General features: G+C 70.9%; 20 protein-coding genes and 1 pseudogene. 7 read left to right on the top strand and 14 right to left on the bottom strand.

All coding sequences use genetic code 11. The annotated features are described in order from the left end of the window. The first annotated feature begins 22 nt into the window (after nucleotides 1-22). Nucleotides 23-967 carry a DUF368 domain-containing protein gene (locus EXE41_RS04070; protein WP_137690342.1) on the top strand — a complete coding sequence of 315 codons (945 nt, stop codon included), beginning with the start codon at nucleotides 23-25 and terminating at the stop codon, nucleotides 965-967. Between the two features lie 153 nt (nucleotides 968-1,120). Here EXE41_RS04070 and EXE41_RS19580 read toward each other — a convergent pair whose 3' ends face one another. Continuing rightward, nucleotides 1,121-1,378: a hypothetical protein gene (locus EXE41_RS19580; RefSeq protein ID WP_241987186.1), complete on the bottom strand. Its 258-nt coding sequence runs from the start codon at nucleotides 1,376-1,378 to the stop codon at nucleotides 1,121-1,123. 123 nt (nucleotides 1,379-1,501) lie between these two features. Then, nucleotides 1,502-1,845: pseudogene (locus tag EXE41_RS04060) on the bottom strand (AbrB/MazE/SpoVT family DNA-binding domain-containing protein). Between the two features lie 176 nt (nucleotides 1,846-2,021). Between EXE41_RS04060 and EXE41_RS04055 the strand changes: the two are divergent. From EXE41_RS04055 to EXE41_RS04040, 4 genes are all read left to right on the top strand, one after another. Further along, entirely contained in the window at nucleotides 2,022-2,582 is a 561-nt protein-coding gene (locus tag EXE41_RS04055; protein WP_137690341.1) for a thioredoxin family protein, read from the top strand. A 96-nt stretch (nucleotides 2,583-2,678) separates the two neighbouring features. Next, nucleotides 2,679-3,374, top strand: a complete 696-nt coding sequence (locus EXE41_RS04050) for a hypothetical protein (RefSeq protein WP_137690371.1) — start codon at nucleotides 2,679-2,681, stop codon at nucleotides 3,372-3,374. 66 nt (nucleotides 3,375-3,440) lie between these two features. Continuing rightward, the gene (locus EXE41_RS04045) at nucleotides 3,441-3,857 is read left to right on the top strand and encodes a hypothetical protein (protein WP_049929741.1); all 417 of its coding nucleotides are present in this window, start codon (nucleotides 3,441-3,443) and stop codon (nucleotides 3,855-3,857) included. Nucleotides 3,858-3,903: 46 nt separating this feature from the next. Then, a complete protein-coding gene (locus tag EXE41_RS04040) occupies nucleotides 3,904-4,230 on the top strand; it encodes a hypothetical protein (RefSeq protein ID WP_049929742.1) in 327 nt (108 codons plus the stop codon). 37 nt (nucleotides 4,231-4,267) lie between these two features. On the opposite strand, the gene EXE41_RS04035 is transcribed toward EXE41_RS04040, so the two are convergent. After that, on the bottom strand, nucleotides 4,268-4,582 hold the full coding sequence (locus tag EXE41_RS04035; protein ID WP_049929743.1) for a PRC-barrel domain-containing protein: 315 nt from the start codon (nucleotides 4,580-4,582) through the stop codon (nucleotides 4,268-4,270). 147 nt (nucleotides 4,583-4,729) lie between these two features. Between EXE41_RS04035 and EXE41_RS04030 the strand changes: the two genes are divergently transcribed. Beyond that, on the top strand, nucleotides 4,730-7,807 hold the full coding sequence (locus EXE41_RS04030) for an FAD-binding and (Fe-S)-binding domain-containing protein (protein ID WP_137690340.1): 3,078 nt from the start codon (nucleotides 4,730-4,732) through the stop codon (nucleotides 7,805-7,807). 21 nt (nucleotides 7,808-7,828) lie between these two features. Here the strand turns inward: EXE41_RS04030 and EXE41_RS04025 are convergent, their stop codons facing one another. The 3 genes from EXE41_RS04025 to EXE41_RS04015 form a co-directional block, all read right to left on the bottom strand. Next, the gene (locus EXE41_RS04025; protein WP_049929745.1) at nucleotides 7,829-8,038 is read right to left on the bottom strand and encodes a hypothetical protein; all 210 of its coding nucleotides are present in this window, start codon (nucleotides 8,036-8,038) and stop codon (nucleotides 7,829-7,831) included. Nucleotides 8,039-8,059: 21 nt separating this feature from the next. After that, nucleotides 8,060-9,055 (bottom strand): DUF5787 family protein, encoded by a 996-nt coding sequence (locus EXE41_RS04020; protein ID WP_089307737.1) that lies wholly within the window; start codon nucleotides 9,053-9,055, stop codon nucleotides 8,060-8,062. 97 nt (nucleotides 9,056-9,152) lie between these two features. Further along, nucleotides 9,153-9,599, bottom strand: coding sequence for a bis(5'-nucleosyl)-tetraphosphatase (locus tag EXE41_RS04015; protein ID WP_049929747.1), 447 nt, complete (start codon nucleotides 9,597-9,599; stop codon nucleotides 9,153-9,155). 172 nt (nucleotides 9,600-9,771) lie between these two features. Between EXE41_RS04015 and EXE41_RS04010 the strand changes: the two genes are divergently transcribed. Next, nucleotides 9,772-10,104, top strand: coding sequence for an uS10/mL48 family ribosomal protein (locus tag EXE41_RS04010; RefSeq protein ID WP_049929748.1), 333 nt, complete (start codon nucleotides 9,772-9,774; stop codon nucleotides 10,102-10,104). Between the two features lie 84 nt (nucleotides 10,105-10,188). On the opposite strand, the gene tgtA is transcribed toward EXE41_RS04010, so the two are convergent. The 8 genes from tgtA to EXE41_RS03970 all read right to left on the bottom strand — a co-directional run bounded on the left by tgtA (nucleotide 10,189) and on the right by EXE41_RS03970 (nucleotide 17,551). Continuing rightward, the gene (gene tgtA, locus EXE41_RS04005) at nucleotides 10,189-11,667 is read right to left on the bottom strand and encodes a tRNA guanosine(15) transglycosylase TgtA (protein WP_137690339.1); all 1,479 of its coding nucleotides are present in this window, start codon (nucleotides 11,665-11,667) and stop codon (nucleotides 10,189-10,191) included. Between the two features lie 85 nt (nucleotides 11,668-11,752). Further along, the gene (locus tag EXE41_RS04000; protein ID WP_137690338.1) at nucleotides 11,753-12,565 is read right to left on the bottom strand and encodes a Nif3-like dinuclear metal center hexameric protein; all 813 of its coding nucleotides are present in this window, start codon (nucleotides 12,563-12,565) and stop codon (nucleotides 11,753-11,755) included. A 77-nt stretch (nucleotides 12,566-12,642) separates the two neighbouring features. Beyond that, nucleotides 12,643-13,983: a glutamyl-tRNA reductase gene (gene hemA / locus EXE41_RS03995; protein ID WP_049929751.1), complete on the bottom strand. Its 1,341-nt coding sequence runs from the start codon at nucleotides 13,981-13,983 to the stop codon at nucleotides 12,643-12,645. Further along, complete coding sequence (locus EXE41_RS03990) at nucleotides 13,980-14,651, bottom strand: bifunctional precorrin-2 dehydrogenase/sirohydrochlorin ferrochelatase (protein ID WP_049929752.1); 672 nt, start codon at nucleotides 14,649-14,651, stop codon at nucleotides 13,980-13,982. Before EXE41_RS03990 ends, hemA begins: the two co-directional genes overlap by 4 nt. Nucleotides 14,652-14,682: 31 nt before the next feature. Further along, nucleotides 14,683-15,768: an Lrp/AsnC family transcriptional regulator gene (locus tag EXE41_RS03985; RefSeq protein ID WP_137690337.1), complete on the bottom strand. Its 1,086-nt coding sequence runs from the start codon at nucleotides 15,766-15,768 to the stop codon at nucleotides 14,683-14,685. Between the two features lie 96 nt (nucleotides 15,769-15,864). After that, nucleotides 15,865-16,332: a hypothetical protein gene (locus EXE41_RS03980; protein ID WP_137690336.1), complete on the bottom strand. Its 468-nt coding sequence runs from the start codon at nucleotides 16,330-16,332 to the stop codon at nucleotides 15,865-15,867. 10 nt (nucleotides 16,333-16,342) lie between these two features. Then, the gene (locus tag EXE41_RS03975) at nucleotides 16,343-16,741 is read right to left on the bottom strand and encodes a 30S ribosomal protein S6e (protein ID WP_094521268.1); all 399 of its coding nucleotides are present in this window, start codon (nucleotides 16,739-16,741) and stop codon (nucleotides 16,343-16,345) included. A 66-nt stretch (nucleotides 16,742-16,807) separates the two neighbouring features. Then, complete coding sequence (locus tag EXE41_RS03970) at nucleotides 16,808-17,551, bottom strand: lipoate--protein ligase family protein (RefSeq protein WP_137690335.1); 744 nt, start codon at nucleotides 17,549-17,551, stop codon at nucleotides 16,808-16,810. Nucleotides 17,552-17,565: the final 14 nt, after the last annotated feature.

The raw sequence follows: 17,565 nt of genomic DNA, 5'->3' as shown, positions 1-17,565 counted from the left end.
CGGCTGCGCTTCTCCAGAGCAGATGGCCGACCTCCGCGAGTGGGCGACGATCTACCTGAAGGGCATCGCGATGGGGAGCGCCGACGCCGTGCCGGGCGTCTCCGGCGGCACCATCGCGCTGATCGTCGGTATCTACGAGCGCCTGATCGGAGCGGTCACAGCCGTCGACTCCGACCGCGCGCGCCGCGTGCTCGGCGGCGTTCGACCGAGCGGCCGCGCCGACGCGCGGGCCGCGTTCCGCGAGGTCGACGGCGCGTTCCTGCTCGTGTTGGGCGGTGGGATCGGCACCGCGGTCGTGGCCGTGTTGAGCGCGGTGAACCGCCTGCTCGCGACCCAGCCGGTGGCGACGTACGGCTTCTTTTTCGGGCTGATCGCAGCGAGCGCCGCGGTGCTGCTCGGCGACGTCGACCTCGCGACGCCGCGCCGGAAAGCCGCCGCGGTCGCCGGCTTCACGCTCGCCTTCCTCGCGTCCGGTGTCGCCGCGACCGCGCTCGGCAGCCCGCTCCCGCTCGTCTTCGTCGCGGGCGGCCTCGCCGTCAGCGCGATGGTGCTGCCGGGGATCTCCGGCTCGCTGCTGCTTATCGTCCTCGGCCAGTACGAGTACATGTCCGGCGTCGTGTCTCGATTCGTCGACGGCGCGGGCGCGCTCGCGCTCGGAAACGGGGGAGACGCGCTCGTCGAGACGCTGCCGCCGGTGGCGGCGTTCCTGCTCGGCGGCGTCGGCGGGCTCTTCACGATCGCCCACGCCGTCCGATACGCGCTGGCCCGGGCGCGGGCCGCGACGCTCGCCTTCCTCGTGAGCCTGATCGTCGGGGCGCTGCGCGCGCCGCTCGTGGAGGTGTCCGCCCGGCTGGCCGAGAGCGGCGAGTCGTGGCGGGCGGCCGCCCCGCGGTTCGCGCTGGCGGCGCTCGTCGGTGCCGGGCTCGTGGCCGTTCTGAATCGTTACTCCGCGGCGATCGAGTACTGAGCGGCGGGTCCGGTCGCGGCCAAGAAGGGAAAGCGGGTCACAGCTAGTCTGCCGTCACCAACCACCCCCAAATGGGTGGCCTTGTCGGTGGCCCGGGTTCTGACCGACCTTACAGAGAACAGAGGAGAGAGCCCACAAGAGTCGTGGAGGAAGTCAAGCTGGTTCAGTCCGGAACCGAGTGATCGGAACATCGGTGACATCGTCGTAGCCGTCGTCGGCACCGACCAACAGCACCCCGCTGACGTGGGCTGCTGTCCCGAGCGCAAAAGCATCATCGAGTGCTGGCGAGTAGCGGAATTTGAAGTCGGCTGCTCGCGCCCATGTCTGTTCGGTGTCGATGCGACGGATGCCACTTTCCTCGAGGACGTCGACGACGGCATCAGCCCGGTCCTCGCCGTCGATTGCCCGCACGATATAGTGGACTCGGCAAGATTGATCGCCGAGATGTAACCGTCTGCTGCGCGTTCAATGGCGTCAACGTACGTCTCGACGGTGTCGCTCCCTTGTTCGTTACAAAAATACGCGATTAGTGGTTCAGCGTCGAAGACGATCGTATCTCAGCGCAGTCCGTCGTTCGTCAGCCTCGTCGTCACCGGCGTAGCGCTGTCGCAACTCTTCTTCACTGGCTTTGTCCGCTGTACGTTCCTCTTGGAGGCGCTCCGTTGCTGAGCGCCCCTGCTCATCGGTTTTCCTTCCAAAACCCCACGCAGGTCTGTAACCGAGCGGATGGGGCGGACGACGATGTCGCCCTCTTCAGTACGAATGAGCTTCACACGGCCGGGCGTGTCGATACCCAACTCCTCACGGAACTCCTTCGGGATTGTGGCTTGCCCGCGCGACGATACGGACACCACTTTTTCAGACTCCGTCTCGCTCATACTATTTCCTATTAATACTTTTTTATTCATATAAAATACTAGCCTTGAGTTAGGTAGTTAATAGATCAGATCAGACATTGACTCGCCGGTCTCGAGTGTGCGGCCCGTCGTGAACCCTGACTCGACACCTAGAGTAGCTCGCAACGCCTTTTCAGTGTCCGCCCGTACGGCCGCGTATGGTCCAGATGGAATCCGACTCGGAACTCGACCGCGACGACGCCGCGCCCGACTTCGAACTGCCCGGCGCGGACGGCGAAACCCACGCGCGCGACGACTTCGAGACGGACGCGCTGCTCGTCGTGTTCACGTGTAATCACTGCCCGTACGCGAAGGCGAAGATCGACCTGCTGAACGAGATTGCGGCCGAGTACGACGACCTCGCGGTCGTCGGGATCAACCCCAACGACGCCGACGCATACCCGGAGGACTCCTTCGAGGCGATGCGCGAGGCCGTCGCCGACGGCACCGTCGCGTACGACGCGTACCTTCGCGACGAGACCGGCGAGGTCGCGGCCGCCTACGACGCCGTCTGTACGCCCGACCCGTTCCTCTTCGGCCGCGAGGACGGCGAGTGGCGGCTGCGCTACCACGGCCGGCTCGACGACGCGCTCAACCCCGACGACGAGCCGACAGAGTTCTACGTCCGCGACGCAGTCGACGCCGTCCTCGCGGGTGAGGACGTCGAGATTCCGGACCGGCCCTCGCGCGGCTGCTCCATCAAGTGGCCCGGCGAGTAGCGGACGGTAGTGAGCGACCGACGCCCTCCCGAAGTCGGAACGCCGCACTAACAGAGACGACTTAACAAGGGACCGGGTCGAACGGGTGGTATGAGCATGAAAGGCGACGAGCCGGACCTCCACGAGATCGACCGGTACGACGGCGGCGTCGGCTGGATCGCGTACCCCGACGAGACGATGGAGCGCGCGAGCCACGCGTTCGCGGTCGAGAACGAGGAGGCGGACGCGGACGACGTGTGGGTCGTCGACCCGGTCGACGCGCCCGGTGTCGACGACCTCCTCGACGGGCTTGGCTCCGTCGCCGGCGTCGTGGTCGGACTGGACCGCCACGTGCGCGACAGCGGCGAACTCGCCGCCCGCCACGACGCCCCGGTGTACGTCCCCGAGTGGATGACCGGCGTCACCGAGGATCTCGGCCACGATGTCGAGGTCGAGCGGTTCGGGTCGCGGCTCGCGGACACCGGCTTCGAGGCGATCCGGATCCGCGACTCGTCGGTGCCGCCGTGGCAGGAGGTCGGGCTCTTCGACGGCGAGACGCTGATCGTCCCGGAGTCGCTCGGGTCCGCGTCGTACTTCCGCGGCGACCGCGAGCGCCTCGGCGTCCACCCGATGCTGCGGCTCACCCCGCCGACGAGCGCGCTCTCCGGGCTCGACCCCGAGCGCGTGCTCGTCGGTCACGGCGTCGGCGTCCACGAGCGAGCCGCGGTCGCCGTCGAGGACGCCATCTCGGACTCGCGGCGCAAGGCGCCCGGGCTGTACGCGAAGACGCTCGCGTCCGCGCTGCCGTTCTGAACGCGACCGAGCGGGACGACCCGTGCGTGTCCTTTTGCCAATCCGTCCCATAGCGGAGGTCGAACAGTGATCTACGTCACCCGCGACCTACTGGCCGTACTCCGCGAGCGCGCCGCGAGCGAGGACCCAGACGGTGTGAACGTCCGGCTCTCCGCGACGCCGGCCGGCGAGTTCGAGGCCGACATCGGGCTCGACCCGGAGACGCCGGTGGTGACTCACTTCACGCTGCCGTCGGTCGGGAATTCGGTCAACTCCGTGTTCGGCGTCGACCTCGGCACGCCGGCCGGCGAGGGGGGCGCGCGGTTCCTCTCGCACCCGGACGGGTTCCTCGGGGTGTCGCGCACCGACGACCTCGCGGCCGTGGTGATCGTCGCCGTCCCGCCGTACGACGGCGACTCTGTCGCGGCCTTCGACCGCTCCGGAACGGGAGTCGAACTGGCGGTCGTCGACGCCGCTCCGCCGAGCGAATCCGTGCCGGAGTGAGCGGAGAACAGGGGTTTCAAGCCGTCGGAGGGAATACCCCGGCGTAATGGCAGCACGGCCACCCGGCGGCGGCGACACGAAAGAGCCCGAGGCTATCGAGTTCGGTATCGCCGCGCTCGACGCCCGGCTCGACGAGGCGGACGTGTCGTTCCCCGCGACGACCGCGGAGCTCCGCGACGCGCTGGGCGATCAGGAGGTGCCCTACGACGCGCAGGGGCGCTCCCTCGCGCTCGCGGACGCGCTCGACCGCGTGCCGCAAGAGAAGTTCGAGAACGAGACCGAGTTCCTCGACGCCCTGTACCCGGTGTTCGACGAGGCACGCCGCGAGGAGCGCGGCGTGATCGCCAGCCTCCGCGACGCGTTGCCGTTCTGAGCGGGAGCCAAGGGGGTCTGGGAGCGGCCGGCCGCGCCTAGCGCGCCTCCGAGCGCGCCTCGACCTCCGGCGCCTCCTCGTCGGGCTCGCCGGCGTCGTATCGTTCGATGACGTCGTTGATTAGGACGACGTCGCCGACGGCGCGGACCCAGCGGTACGGAACGATGACGCCGGTCGAGCCGCCCACCTGCCCGGCGAACAGCTCGTGGTTGAGTTCGGCGAGCGCGAGTCCGGTCACGGCGCGGGCGTCCAGATCGAGCTGGATGTCCTCGACTTCGCCGACGAAGACGCCGTTGCTCGAGTACACCTCGCGACCGACGAGCGACGTGATCTCCTCGGGGGCTGCGTTCATACTCGGTACGGTCACGAGCGCGCCTATTAAGCGTTCGTTGTCGAACGACGCGCGTCGGACGGTGAGCGCGGGCTGGTCCCGCGGCCCGGGTTCCCGCCGCGCGCCGACGGCAGGAGGTTTTTCATAATTCGACCGTGAGGGATTCGTATGGCGACGAACACCTCGGAGCCGGACCCGACAGACGGCGGGGACTTCGACTACACCGGCGGGACGGTGGAACGGCCGGATCTCGTCGACGCGCTCGATCGCCGAGTGGACGGCGACGTGCGGTTCGACGACTACTCGAAGCGGCTGTACGCGACCGACGCCTCGGCGTACGAGGTCACGCCGATCGGCGTCGTGATCCCGGAGTCGACCGCGGACGTGGCCGCGGTCCACGAGTACTGCTTCGAGGAGGGGATCCCCGTCCTCCCCCGCGGCGGCGGTACCTCGCTCGCCGGCCAGACCGTGAACGAGGCGGTCGTCCTCGACCTGACCGACGAGATGGACGGCGTGCTGTCGACGGACCCCGACGCGGAGACCGCCCGCGTTCAGGCTGGCGCGTACGTGGGCGACCTCAACGCCGCGGTCGAACCGGCCGGGCTGAAGTTCGCACCCGACCCGGCGTGGCGCGACAAGTCCGCGGTCGGCGGGGCGATCGGCAACAACTCCACCGGCGCGCACTCGCTGAAGTACGGCAAGACGGACCACTACGTCGAGGAGTTGGAGGTCGTCCTCGCCGACGGCACCGTGACGACGTTCGGCGAGGTGGCGGTCGAGGAGCTCCGCGAGTCAGCGGACCCCGACGCCGACGGGCTCCTCCCGAGGATCCACGCCGAGGTCGTGCGGATCCTCGACGAGGAGGCCGACGAGATCGACGAGCGCTTCCCGGAGCTGAAGCGGAACGTTTCCGGCTACAACCTCGACCGCCTGCTCGCCGAGTACCGCGGCGAGCACGGCGAGGAGGGCGTCGTCAACCTCGGCCGCCTCATGGCCGGCAGCGAGGGGACGCTCGCGACCGTGACTGAGGCGACCGTCTCGCTCGTCGAGATCCCGGAGACGAAGGCGGTCGCGCTGCTGACCTACGAGGACCTCCTCGACGCGATGGAGGACGTCGCCGCGTGCCTCGAACACGACCCCGCCGCCGTCGAGGTAATGGACGACGTCCTCCTCGGGCTCGCGGCCGACACGCCGGAGTTCGAGGACGTCGTCGGGATGTTACCCGACGGCACCGACTCCGTGCTGCTCATCGAGTTCTACGCCGAGGACGACGCGACGGGTGAACAGAAGGTCGCGGACCTGATCGCGGACCGGGTCGGCGCGGCCGACGGCGCCGCGGGGGCCCGCGTCGAGACGACGACAGACCCGAGCGCGGGCGCCGCAGAGACGACGAGCCACCCTCGCCGCGCAGTCGACGCGCTGGAGGCGCACGACCCGGACGAGCGCGACCGGTTCTGGAAGATGCGGAAGGCGGGGCTACCGATCCTCCTCTCGCGCACCACTGACGAGAAGCACATCTCCTTCATCGAGGACTGCGCCATCCCGCCGGAACACCTCCCGGAGTACACCCGCGAGTTCCAAGAGATTCTGGAGGACAACGACACCTTCGCCACCTTCTACGCGCACGCCGGCCCGGGTGTGTTACACATCCGTCCGCTCATCAACACGAAGGAGGTCGACGACGTGGAGGCGATGCTCGACATCGCCGACCGCGTCACCGACGCGGTGGTCCGACTCGGCGGCTCCGTCTCGGGCGAACACGGCGACGGCCGCGCGCGGACCCAGTGGAACCGGAAGCTGTACGGCGACGACCTCTGGGAGTCGTTCCGCGACCTCAAGACCGCGTTCGATCCCGACTGGCTGCTCAACCCGGGCAACGTCTGCGGCGACGTCGACATGGGCGAGAACCTCCGGTTCGACGCCGACTACGAGTACGACGCCGGGTTCGACCCCGCGATGGAGTGGGCGGTCGACAACGGGATGCAGGGGATGGTGGAGCTCTGCCACGGCTGCGGCGGTTGCCGCGGCCCGCAGGAGACCACCGGCGGCGTGATGTGTCCCACTTACCGCGCCTCCGAGGAAGAGGTCCAGTCGACCCGCGGGCGGGCGAACATGCTCCGCGGGGCCATCTCCGGCGAGCTCCCGGACGACCCGACGGACGACGAGTTCGTCACCGAGGTGATGGACCTCTGCGTCGGCTGTAAGGGGTGTAAGGTGGACTGCCCGAGCGGCGTCGACATGGCGAAGCTGAAGGCGGAGGTCGAGCACGCCCACCACGAGGAGCACGGGATCGATCTGCGGACGCGGCTGCTCGGACGCTTCGAGTCGCTCGCGCCGCTCGCCTCGAAGCTCGCGCCGCTCTCGAACCTCCCGAACAAGATCCCAGGGAGCGGGCTCATCGCGGAGATGGCGCTCGGGATCGCGAGGGAGCGGGACCTCCCCGAGTTCCGCTCTGAGACCCTCGTCGACTGGTTCGAAGCCCGCGGCGGCGCGGGCGTCTCGCGCGAGGAGGCCGACCGCGACGTGCTGCTGTTCCCCGACGTGTACACGACCTACACGAACCCCGGCGCGGGGAAGGCCGCGGTGCGCGTGCTGGAGGCCGCGAACTGCCACGTCGAGATCCCGGACGTCGACGGGAGCGGGCGGCCGCCACACTCGAAGGGGATGCTCGACGTGTCGCGCGCGACGGCGAGGGACGCCGTAGAAACGCTCGCCCCCCGGGTCCGGGATGATTGGGAGGTGGTCGTCGTCGAACCGTCCGACGCCGTGATGCTCCAGTCCGACTACCACGACCTGCTCGACGGCGAGGCCAGCGACGTGCCGGACGAGGACGTGGCCGCCGTCTCGGAGAACGCCTACGGCGTCATGGAGTACGTCGACGCCCACCGGCTCGACGAGACTCTCTCCCTCGACGCCCCGACGGAGTCGCTCACCTACCACGGTCACTGTCACCAGAAGGCGACGAAGAAGGACCACCACGCGGTCGGCGTCCTCCGGCGCGCGGGCTACGGCGTCGACCCGCTCGACTCCTCCTGTTGTGGGATGGCGGGCTCGTTCGGCTACGAGGCCGAGCACTACTCGATGAGCAAGGCGATCGGCGAGAACCTCTTCGAGCAGGTGGACGCCAGCGACGGCGACGGTCTCGTCGCCCCCGGAACGTCCTGCCGGACGCAGCTGGAGGAGGGGCCGGGCGAAGTGCCGGAGCCGTCGCATCCCGTGGAGAAGCTGGCGGCCGCGCTGGCGTAGGGAGACGGCTCGTTCGGGCGGTCACCCGGCGTCAGACCACACGTTCGCCCCGGCGAGCGCGATGAGGTACGAGAACGCCGGGAACGTTACCGCGACCACGGCGAGAAACGCCGGGTCAAGCCCGCCGGGGTCCTCGGAGAGCCAACCGGTGTACTGGAGGACCCCAAGCGTGAGGACCACGACGGCCGTGTTGAGCGCGTACTCGGAGAGCGGAGGGTTCGGGAACCGCATACGACCTGCTGGCGCCCTCGGTCACTCAACGCTTTCGACCCGATCTCGTTCGCGCTCGCGACGCCGCGCCAGCAGCCGCTCGATACCCTTCCCCGGTCCGCCCTCGATCGGCCACCCATTCGTGCGCCACTGCGGGGGTTCCGGCGAGAACTCCGGACAGGACCCCGAACACTCCCGCGCGGTGGGGACCTTCCCCTTCGCCGCGCAGTAGGGGACGAGCGCGCGCCCCTCGCGGCGGAGTTCGAAGTGTCGGCAGTCCGGCCGCATCGTGTCGTGGAAGGTGCGCCACCCCTTCCCGTAAGCGCGCTCGGCGATCTCTAGGCGGAGCGTCTCCGTCGCGGCGTCACGTCGCTCGCCCGGTCCGGGAGAGAGGGCGCTCGGGTGCCACGCCACGTCGACCGCGTCGGCGTCGACGCCCGCGGAGAAGTCGGTCGCGAGGACCCCGGCCTCGACGGGCATCTCGCGGAGGAGGGCGGGCTCGACGCGTTCACCGGTCGTCTCGGTCGCGAGCCAGACCTCGTCGGCGAGCGCGGTCTCGACGTCGTGTTCGAGCTGGTCGGCGAGCCTGTCGGCCGCGCTGGCGTCTAGGTCCGGCTTGTTCTCGACCGCGACGATCCGCTCGACCCAGTCCGGATACGGTCGCTTGCGGCGGATCTGAATCCGGTTCCCGTCGCGCCGCTTCTCGATCAGGCCGCGGCCCGCCGCCCGGTGGACCGCCTGCCGAACGTAGCGCCACGGGTAGCCGGGGTCAGGCAGCGCGTCGCGGTACCACGCCCACGCGGCGGGCGCGCCGCGGACGACGTGGAGGAGGTCGGAGTCGATGGCCCGGTCGCCGAACGCGCGCCGCCGTTCGAACGCCGCGGGGTCGACCTCGATCACGACGGTGTCCCAGCGGCGCGCCTGCGTGCCGAGCTGGCGGGCGACGAGCGCGGGACGGCGTCCCTCGCTCGGGTGCCACTCCAGCTCGGCGTACCGACAGACCAACAGCTCGTAGCCGAACTCGGCGTCGGGCGTCACTGTCCACACCGTCGCGGGGCGCGGACAAAAGCGAAACGCTCGGGGCGGGGGCGCCCGCTGTCGGCCGATCGATCGCGCGCCCGTCTCTGCCCCCCGATCAGACGTACTTCCCGTCCTCCTCGTCTTTCCGCTCGTCGAGGTACACGTGGGCCTCCTCGAGGATCTCGCGCGGGCCGTCTTGGGTGATCGTGTTGAGCGCCTGGTCGTAGTCGCGCCACTGGAGGTCGCGGTGCTCCTTCGAGAGTTCGGCGCTCGCCTCGAACGAGCGGGCGATGAACAGGTGGACCGTCTTGTGGATGGTCTTGCCGTTCGCCTCGAACACGTAGTCGTACTCCTCGCGGAACCCGTCGATCAGCCGGAAATCCTCGATCCCGGCCTCCTCGCCGACTTCTCGTATCGCCGTCTGCTGGAGCTCCTCGTCCCCCTCGACCCCGCCTTTGGGGAACTCCCAGTCCCCCGGTCGGCTCTTCAGGAGCAAGTACTCCCGTTCGCCGCGGGTATCGCGGAAGAGGATGGCTCCGGCACTGGTCGCTTCGACCGTCATTGGCCGCAGGTAAGCGATCACCCCTAAAGAGCGTGTCGGACTCCCGAACGGAGCCGAACGGCTCGTCCGCGTCGACCGGTCTTCGGCCGGATTCGCGGCGGGGTCTCGCGCGGCGACCGCGGGTAGGTGCGTTTTTACCGCTCCGGCGGTCATTCACGCACGACCCCCAGCCATGACCTTCGTCACGAAACTCCACTTCGCGTCCGGCGACCGCGACGTGCTCGCCGAGACCGTCCAAGAGCTCAAAGAGACGCTCGAACGCAAGGGCGCCGAGTGTAAGGGCCCGCACGCGAGCCCCTCGGAGCGCGTCACCGTGCCGCTGTACAAGGACCTCTCCCCGGGCGACGAGTTCTCGCCGTGGCGCTACGACGTGTATCACCGCTCGATGGAGATCCACGGCGCCGACGACATCGCGCGGTCCGTCGTCGCGCGCGGCTTCCCCGACTCGATCCACGTCGAGGTCGAGGTCGGCCAGAAGAAACCGCTCGGTCACCGGCGCGACTGAGTCGCTCGACGCCGCCGAACCGACCGACGACTCCGGTCACGGCTGCGGTTTTCGCCGCGTCGGAATCCACGCGCCAGCGCCGGCTCAACCGAGCGTCCGGAGGTTCTCCGTCTCGACGCGGTCCGGCAGCCGCGCCAACGCGGCGTCGCACCACGCGTCGTGCCCGAGCGTGAGCGTCGTCTCCGGGTTCGCCGCCGCGAGCGCGGCCACACCCGCCGCCGCGGCGACCTGCGCCGCATCGTCGGTCCGCTCCGGAACCTCGGCGGTGAGCGGGTACGTCTCCGAGAGCGCGGGCGGATACGGTCCGAACGGTGGCTTCACGCGCCACACCGCGTCGTACGCGTGATTCGAGGGGGCCTTCGACTCGGTGAGCAGGAGGTCGTCGGGCGCCGCCAGCCGATCGAGTCGGTCGTGGTGTCGCATCACCTCGGGGCGACGGGCCGCCTCCCGTGAGGTGTAGAAGAACGCGTCCTTCGACCCGGGGTCGGTCCGCTCCAGTTCGTCGGCGTGGTCGAGCAGCGCGCGGTAGCCGTCGAGCATCGCCGGGTGGCCGCGGGCGCGGCGGTCGACCAGCTCCAGCAGCGTCCCCGAGCGGATCGCCTCCTTCACGCGGCGCAGTTCCTCGAAGGTGACGTGGAGGTTGTGCTCGGCGAGCAGCCGCTCCGCCTCGCCGTCGTCGAAGCCGCGGAGGTCCGCCGGCTCGTGGTCGGCGCACACGGGACACGAGCAGGGGAAGTAGTCGAGCGCTTCGAGGTGTTCGGTGCCCGAGACCGTCAGGTAGCGGCCGTCGCGGGCCATCAGCGCGTACGCGGCCGAGTCGAACAGATCGCAGCCAGCCGCCACCGCGAGCGCCAGCATCATCGGGTGGCCGGCCCCGAACAGGTGGACCGGCGCCCCCGGCCCGAGCCCGCGCTTCGCCGCGCGCACCGCCTCGACCACCTCGGCGTAGCGGTACGAGTTGAGCAGCGGCACCATCGCGCCGACCGGGAACACGTCGAGGTCGGTCGCGGCCGCGTGGCGCCCCGCCTCCTCGCGGAGGTCGGCGTACGTCGCCCCCTGGACCGGCCCGTTGACGAGCATCTCGCCGGTCTCGGCGGCCTCGGCGTCTGCGAGCGCCCGCTTCGTCGTCTCGAGCTCTGACTCGGCGCGCTCGCGGTCGGCGTCCGGGGGCGTCGGCACGTCGACGGGCGTCGCCACGTCGCTGCCGATCCGGCGCTGGAACTCGATAATCTCCTCGGTCGTCACGTCGATGTCGCCGTACTCGGCCAACTGGAAGGAGCCGGAGTCGGTCATGATCGCGCCGTCGAAACCGAGGAACTCGTGGAGCCCCTGGTCGACCACGCGCTCGCGGATGCGGTCGGTGCTGCGGATGATGTAGGAGTTCGTGATCAGCATCTCCGCGCCGAACTCCTCGCGGAGCCGCTCCGGCTCGATCGTGAGCACGTTGGGGTTGACCACGGGCAGGAGCGCCGGCGTCTCGACCGTGACGTCGGCGCGGGGGACCGTCAGCCGACCGATCCGCCCGGCGGCGTCGTGGTCCCGGATCTCGAAGTGATCGCGCATACCCGGACTGCGCGGACGCGAGCGGTAAGGGTTGCGTTCGGCGGCGAGCGCGCCCGCAGGGGCCGCCGCCCGGCGCGGGCGGGGCTCAGAGCCCGGTCGGATGCGAGAGGTACGTCGTCTCGACGCCCCAGTCGGCGGTCAGCGACTCCAGCGCCCGAACGCCGAACGTCTCCGTCGCGTAGTGGCCGGCGAGGAAGACTGTCAGCCCGGCCTCGCGGGCGTCGTGGAACACCTGTTGTTTCCCCTCGCCCGTGATCAGCGCGTCCGCGCCCGCCGCGACCGCCTCGTCGAGCCAGTCGACCCCGGAGCCGGTGACGACCGCGACCCGTTCGACCTCGTCGGGCCCGAAGTCCAGGACGCGTGTGGGCGACGGCTCGCCGTCCGGTTGGCCCTCGAACCCGTCGAGCGTCTCGCGGAGCGCGTCCGCCGAGCGCGGCGCCGCCGTCTCCCCGATCGTGCCGATCGTCACCGGGCCGATCTCGCCGAAGGGGTCGCGGTCTTCGAGTCCGATCTCGGTGGCGACGCTCGCCGCGTTGCCCAGTTCCCGGTGGCCGTCGAGTGGGAGGTGCGAGACGTACAGCGCGATGTCGTGCTCGATGAGCGCCGCGATCCGGTCGTGGACGCGACCGGTCACGCGTTCGATGCCGCCCCACGAGAGCCCGTGGTGGACCACGAGGACGTCGGCGCCCGCGTCCGCGGCGGCCTCGATCGTCGCCGTCGCGGCGTCGACCGCAAAGGCGACCCGTTCGACCTCGGGGTCGTCGGCGGGTCCGGTGCCCGGGCTAGCGGCCTCGCCGCCCGGGCCGACCTGAAGGCCGTTCGCGCTCGCGTCGACGTCGGCGTACGCGGCCGTGTCGAGCTCCTCGTCGAGTCGGTCGACGTACTCGGAGAGCCTCATACCGGTCGGTGTGCGCGTCGGCGAATAAAGGGCGCGGAGCGGGCGCGGTCGAGAACGTCGGGGCCGGCGGTCGGGGGTCAGTCGTCGAGCTCCTCGGCGACGGAGTCCGGGACCGCGTCCGGGGAGCCGACCCCGGCGTCGGGAGCGTCCGACTCGACCGAGTCGCCCGTCTTCGGCGTGAAGTCGGGGTCGAACAGCCGGAGCGCCGTGCGGATCGTCTCCCAGTCGTCCTCGCCGGCCGCGTCTCGGAGCGAGCGCGTCGGGGCGGCGAGCAGCTGGCCGACGAGGGCGTCGGCGAGGTCGGCGACCGTCTGGCGCTGCTCGTCCGTGAGGTCGCCCTGCGCCTCCAGCTTCGACATCGCGCGGTCGAGCTCGCGCGCCTTCACCCGGTCCGCGCCGGCGTACATCGCCGAGATGGCGTCGTCGGCGCGCTTGCGCTTGTACGCCTCGAGGATGCGGTCGAGTTCCGCGTCGATGATCGACTCGACCTCGCGCGCCTCCGCGGCGCGGCTCTCCCTGGTCCGCTGGGTCACGTCTTCGAGGTCGTCGATGTCGAAGACGGTCACGCCCTCGCGCGCGCCGGCCGCCGGGTCGACGTCGCGGGGCTGCGCGATGTCGATACAGACGACCCGGCCGGCGCCGTCGACGTACGACGGGTGGACGACGAGGTCGGGGCTGCCGGTCGCGGTGACGACGAGGTCGGCGTCGGGGACCACCGCGGGGAGGTCCGCGAGCGGCACCGCCTCCGCGGGCGTGTCGACCTCCTCGGCGACGAACTCCGCGTGCGGGACGGTGCGGTTCGCGACGACGATGTCCGAGACCGGCGTGTCGTCGAGCGCCCGGGCCGCGAGCGTCCCCATCTCGCCGGCCCCGACGACGACGGCCGAGCCGTCGGTGAGGTCGATCTCGTCCGCCGCGAGCCGGACCGCGGCGGAACCGAGCGAGACGACGCCCTCGTTGATCTCGGTTTCCGTCCGCGCCCGCTCTCCGACGTGGAGCGCCTTCGTCACGGCGTCCTTGAGGACGGGGCCGATGCCGCCGGCGGACTTCGACTCCTCGTAGGCCTCCCGCAGCTGCCCGATGATCTGGTCTTCGCCGAGCACGAGCGACTCCAGCCCGGAGGCGACGCGCATCAGGTGTTCCAGGCTCTCCTCGTGGTCGAGGCGGCGGACCGCGCCGCCGCGGACGTCCGGCGCGAACGTCGACAGCGCCGTCGTGCCGTCGACGGTCCGGTCGGTGACGACGTACGCCTCCGAGCGGTTACACGTCTGTACCGCGAACGCCTCTTCGACCCCTTCTCGCGCGAGCAGGTCGGAGACGGTCGCGCGGACGCCGTCGCCGCCGGCGGCCTCGATCTCGTCGACGGTCGCGTCGGCGTGGGCGACGCTCACGCCGGCGATCGCACCCGTCTCTCTCATCGGTCGAGTACCTCCTCGATCACGGTGTCGGCCTCTTGCCGTCCGTTGGATCTCCCCTTTTGTAAACCCTTCCAAACCCCCCGGGATCTGACAACGCGGCGAACCGCTTCCCGGCGTTTCTCGGGAGGTATACCCTCGGATTTCAGTTCCTCGCGGATCTCGCCAGAGAGCGCCGCCATCTCGCCCGCCCCCTCTATCTCGGCCTCGATCCGTTCGCGTAACGCCTTCGCGAGCGCGGGGCTGGTCCCGCCCGTCGAGAGCGCGACGGTCACCGGCTCGTCCTCCACCGTCGCGGGCACCACGACGCTCCCGGGGTCGCGACCCCCGGAGACGTCGGTCCGGTTGACCAAGATCCCGCGGTCGAGCGCGGCCGACTCCACGGCGGCGTTGACCGCGGCGTCGTCGGTCGCGGCGACCGCGAGCGCGGGACCGAGCCGATCGATCCAGCCGGCGACCGCGTCGGCGTCCGGAGCGGCGCGTAGCAGTTCGATCGCGGTGTCGCGCTCCGCCGCGGGGTCGTCGGGCGAGGGCAATCGCTCGTCGAAGTCGGGACTCACGACCACGACGCGCGCGGCCTCGTCGAAGCCGCGGGCCTTCCGCGAGCCGACGGCGCCGCCGCCGAAGACGACCACCGTCTCGCCCGCGAAGTCGTGGTACAGCGGCGTCACGAACGGCCTCCGGTCCTCGCGATTCGGGGAGTCACGCCGTGTTGCTGTCCGCCCGGTCCGCGATGCGGATACCGGTCTTCTTCAGGATGCGCGTCGAGAACAGGGTGTCCCAGTCGTCCGCGCCGACGTCCCAGTAGTCGTCCATCAGCTCCCTGACCTCGGCGATCCGGCGCTCGCTCTCGGCCTCGGTGCGGCCGTGCGTCATGGCGAAGAAGTTGTACTCCCAAACGCCGGCGTGGCGCGGGCGCTCGTAGCAGTGCGTGACGAAGCCTAAGTCGGCGACGGCGGGGCCGACCTCGTCGAGGGCGTCTTCGGGCACGTCCCAGACGGTCATCCCGTTCTCCGTGTAGCCGAGCGCGTAGTGGTTTGGGATGACGCCGACGCGGCGCACCTTCCCCTCCCGCTCGAACCGCTTGATCGTCTCGATCACCCAGTCCACGTCGGCGCCGACCGCGGCGGCCACGTCGGCGTACGGCGTCTCGGTCACCGGGAGCCCGCCCTGGATCTCGACGACGAGGTCGCGCTCGTCGGGCGTCAACGTTCCGCGGTCACTGGGCGAGACGTCGGGCCCGAGCCCCGAGAGGTCCACGTCGCCGTCGGGGACCGGGCCGTCGACGAGGAACTTCGCGCCGACGTGGAACTCCCGGAGCTTCGGGAGGTTGTACGTCTCCTGGCCCGTCGCGTCCTCGATCTCCGCGAGCACCTCCTCGACGCGGTCGCTCCCGTCCTTGTCGGGGTCCGGGTGGTCCGCGACGCTCACCACGAACCACATGTTGAGGTGCGGGTGCTCCCGCTCGTAGTTGTGTGCGACCGCGGTGAACTCGTTCACCGTCTCCGCGACCTCGTCGTAGCGGTCCTCGGGCGCGTGCATCGCGACGAGCGAGGCGGCGCCGCCGATCTCCTCGGCGTTGACGAGCGCGCCGAACCGCGAGAGGATCCCCTCCTCGTCGAGCTCGCGGACGCGCTCGCACAGCTCCGGTCCCGTCACGTCGACGCCGCGCTCGCGGAGCGCGGCCGCCGCCGCGTCGAAGGGGCGCTCCGCGACCGGGAAGCCGCCTTGGAACGCGTTGATGATCGCGCGGTCGAGCGCCGTCAGGTCCGCGTCGACCTCCTGCATGGACCGATCTCGGGGCCGCGCGAGAATAAGCGATCCGACCTGACGCCGCGCCGCCGCGGCGGAGGGTGACCGTTGACGCCCGGCGCGCTCCGGGAGCTACCCGTCCACGTCGCGGGCGATATCCGCGAGCGACGACCGCGGCCCGCGGTCCGCGTCGTACACGGTCCGCTCGCCGGGGATCCGCAGCCCGTACAGCTCGCCGGACACCACCACGTCGAGGACGACGCTCTCGCCCGGCTCCCGGCCGTTCGCGTCGAGCCACTCGACCAGCCGGTTCGTCCCCTCGCCGGACTCGCGCGCCAGCCGCCGGTTGTCGAACGCGCCGCGGAGGAGCCGCCCGCGCGAGTCGGCCGCGACACGCGCGTGGTACTCGTCGCGACCGATCGCGACGCGGATCAGGTCCCCCTGACTCACTCCGAGCGCGTCGCAGGCCCCGGACTCGACGCGCCTGTCGAGCGCGTCGTCGTCGGGAAGTCTGACGCAGGGGCGGCGAGTGCCGCCGCTCCGGGCGAGCGAGACGCGAACCGAGGAAACGTCCTCGCCGTCGGAGGGAACGCGAGGCATCGAAGCGCCGTTACTCGTCGGCGTCGGCGTCGCCCTCGCCGAGCGCGGCCGCCACGTCGCCGTCGCCGTCGACGACGCTCGCGTTGATCTGCGCGATGTCGTCGTCGACCTCGCGGCCGCGGACGGTGATCCGCTTGCGCTCGCCCTCGCGGGAGGGCTCGAAGCCGACGCCGCCCTCGAGGAGGAGCTCCTTCAGGCGGGTGCCGGAGACGTCTTCGCGCATCGGGCGCCCGGTTTCGTCGGAGCCGCCGGTGAGTTCGATCGTATGGTCGGAGAGCCCGACGGCGTCGCCGCCGATCTCGTCGCCGAGTTCGCGACCGAGGAATCGGTTGGCGTCCTGTCCGTCGACCTCTCGCTGGAACGTCTCGCCGGTCTCGGGGTCGGCGACGACGACTTTGAATTCGGCCATGCCCGAACGCAGACCCCCGCGCATAAAAAGCACGTCGAAACGTCGGAACCGCGCGCCGCGCAGCGCTCAGTCGGCTGCCCCGCCGACGCGCACGATCCGGCGCTCGCCGTCGCCCCACGGCCCCTCCACGAACGCGGTCTCGACCGCGCGGGCGACGGCGTCGGGGTCGTCCGGACCGCCGGCGTCGGCGACGCTCCCGACCGAGCCGGGATCGAACGACAGGCCGAGCGCGTCGTAGACCGGTTCGGTGACCGACGCGATCGGCGCGGCGTCCGCCGCCGAGACGACGAGGACGCCGGCGACAAGCGCCGCGTCGGCGCGCACGCGCTGCGCGAGCCCGGCGACCTTCCCGCCGCCCGCGGCCCCGCCGGTTTCCGTCGCACCGCCCCCAGCGACGCGCAGGGAGTGCTCGCCGGGGCAGAACGCGGCCGGGGGCTCGCCGCGGACCACGTCGGCGCCGAGGTCGCGGAGCGCGTCGCGGAGCGTCTCGGTCGCGGTCTCGTACCGCGAGTCGATCGACCCCCGGTCGCCGCCGGTCGGTACTGCGACGCCGAACGAGAGCGTCGACCCGGTGTACGCGACCGCGCGACCGCCCACGTCGCGCTCGACGGCAGGGAATCCGGCCGCGCGCGCCGCCCGCTTCGCCCGGTCGAACCCCGGCTCGCGGGCGTCCCGCCGGCCGAAGGCGACCTGCTTCGGCGGCGCCGTGACGCGGACGGCCGGGACCCCCTCCGCGGCCGACGCGAGCAGGTCGCCCGCCGGCTCCCGGTCGGCCGCCGGGGTCGCGAACTCGCCCCTGTACACGCGCATGGACGTGCCGACGG

It is taken from the genome of Halorubrum sp. SD690R (genome assembly GCF_005435035.1).
Classification (GTDB): Archaea; Halobacteriota; Halobacteria; order Halobacteriales; family Haloferacaceae; genus Halorubrum; species Halorubrum ezzemoulense.
This window is presented reverse-complemented; position numbering and strand designations above follow the sequence as displayed.

What these genes read in the sequence shown, in the direction of transcription:
- EXE41_RS04055 (WP_137690341.1), top strand. Translation starts at nt 2,022, where the DNA reads ATGGTCCAGATGGAATCCGACTCGGAACTCGACCGCGACGACGCCGCG.
- EXE41_RS04050 (WP_137690371.1), top strand. Translation starts at nt 2,679, where the DNA reads ATGAAAGGCGACGAGCCGGACCTCCACGAGATCGACCGGTACGACGGC.
- EXE41_RS04000 (WP_137690338.1), bottom strand. Translation starts at nt 12,565, where the DNA reads ATGAGGCTCTCCGAGTACGTCGACCGACTCGACGAGGAGCTCGACACG.
- EXE41_RS04030 (WP_137690340.1), top strand. Translation starts at nt 4,730, where the DNA reads ATGGCGACGAACACCTCGGAGCCGGACCCGACAGACGGCGGGGACTTC.
- EXE41_RS04035 (WP_049929743.1), bottom strand. Translation starts at nt 4,582, where the DNA reads ATGAACGCAGCCCCCGAGGAGATCACGTCGCTCGTCGGTCGCGAGGTG.
- EXE41_RS03970 (WP_137690335.1), bottom strand. Translation starts at nt 17,551, where the DNA reads ATGCGCGTGTACAGGGGCGAGTTCGCGACCCCGGCGGCCGACCGGGAG.
- EXE41_RS03975 (WP_094521268.1), bottom strand. Translation starts at nt 16,741, where the DNA reads ATGGCCGAATTCAAAGTCGTCGTCGCCGACCCCGAGACCGGCGAGACG.
- hemA (WP_049929751.1), bottom strand. Translation starts at nt 13,983, where the DNA reads ATGAGAGAGACGGGTGCGATCGCCGGCGTGAGCGTCGCCCACGCCGAC.
- tgtA (WP_137690339.1), bottom strand. Translation starts at nt 11,667, where the DNA reads ATGCGCGATCACTTCGAGATCCGGGACCACGACGCCGCCGGGCGGATC.
- EXE41_RS03985 (WP_137690337.1), bottom strand. Translation starts at nt 15,768, where the DNA reads ATGCAGGAGGTCGACGCGGACCTGACGGCGCTCGACCGCGCGATCATC.
- EXE41_RS03980 (WP_137690336.1), bottom strand. Translation starts at nt 16,332, where the DNA reads ATGCCTCGCGTTCCCTCCGACGGCGAGGACGTTTCCTCGGTTCGCGTC.
- EXE41_RS04015 (WP_049929747.1), bottom strand. Translation starts at nt 9,599, where the DNA reads ATGACGGTCGAAGCGACCAGTGCCGGAGCCATCCTCTTCCGCGATACC.
- EXE41_RS04010 (WP_049929748.1), top strand. Translation starts at nt 9,772, where the DNA reads ATGACCTTCGTCACGAAACTCCACTTCGCGTCCGGCGACCGCGACGTG.
- EXE41_RS04025 (WP_049929745.1), bottom strand. Translation starts at nt 8,038, where the DNA reads ATGCGGTTCCCGAACCCTCCGCTCTCCGAGTACGCGCTCAACACGGCC.
- EXE41_RS04070 (WP_137690342.1), top strand. Translation starts at nt 23, where the DNA reads ATGGCCGACCTCCGCGAGTGGGCGACGATCTACCTGAAGGGCATCGCG.
- EXE41_RS04040 (WP_049929742.1), top strand. Translation starts at nt 3,904, where the DNA reads ATGGCAGCACGGCCACCCGGCGGCGGCGACACGAAAGAGCCCGAGGCT.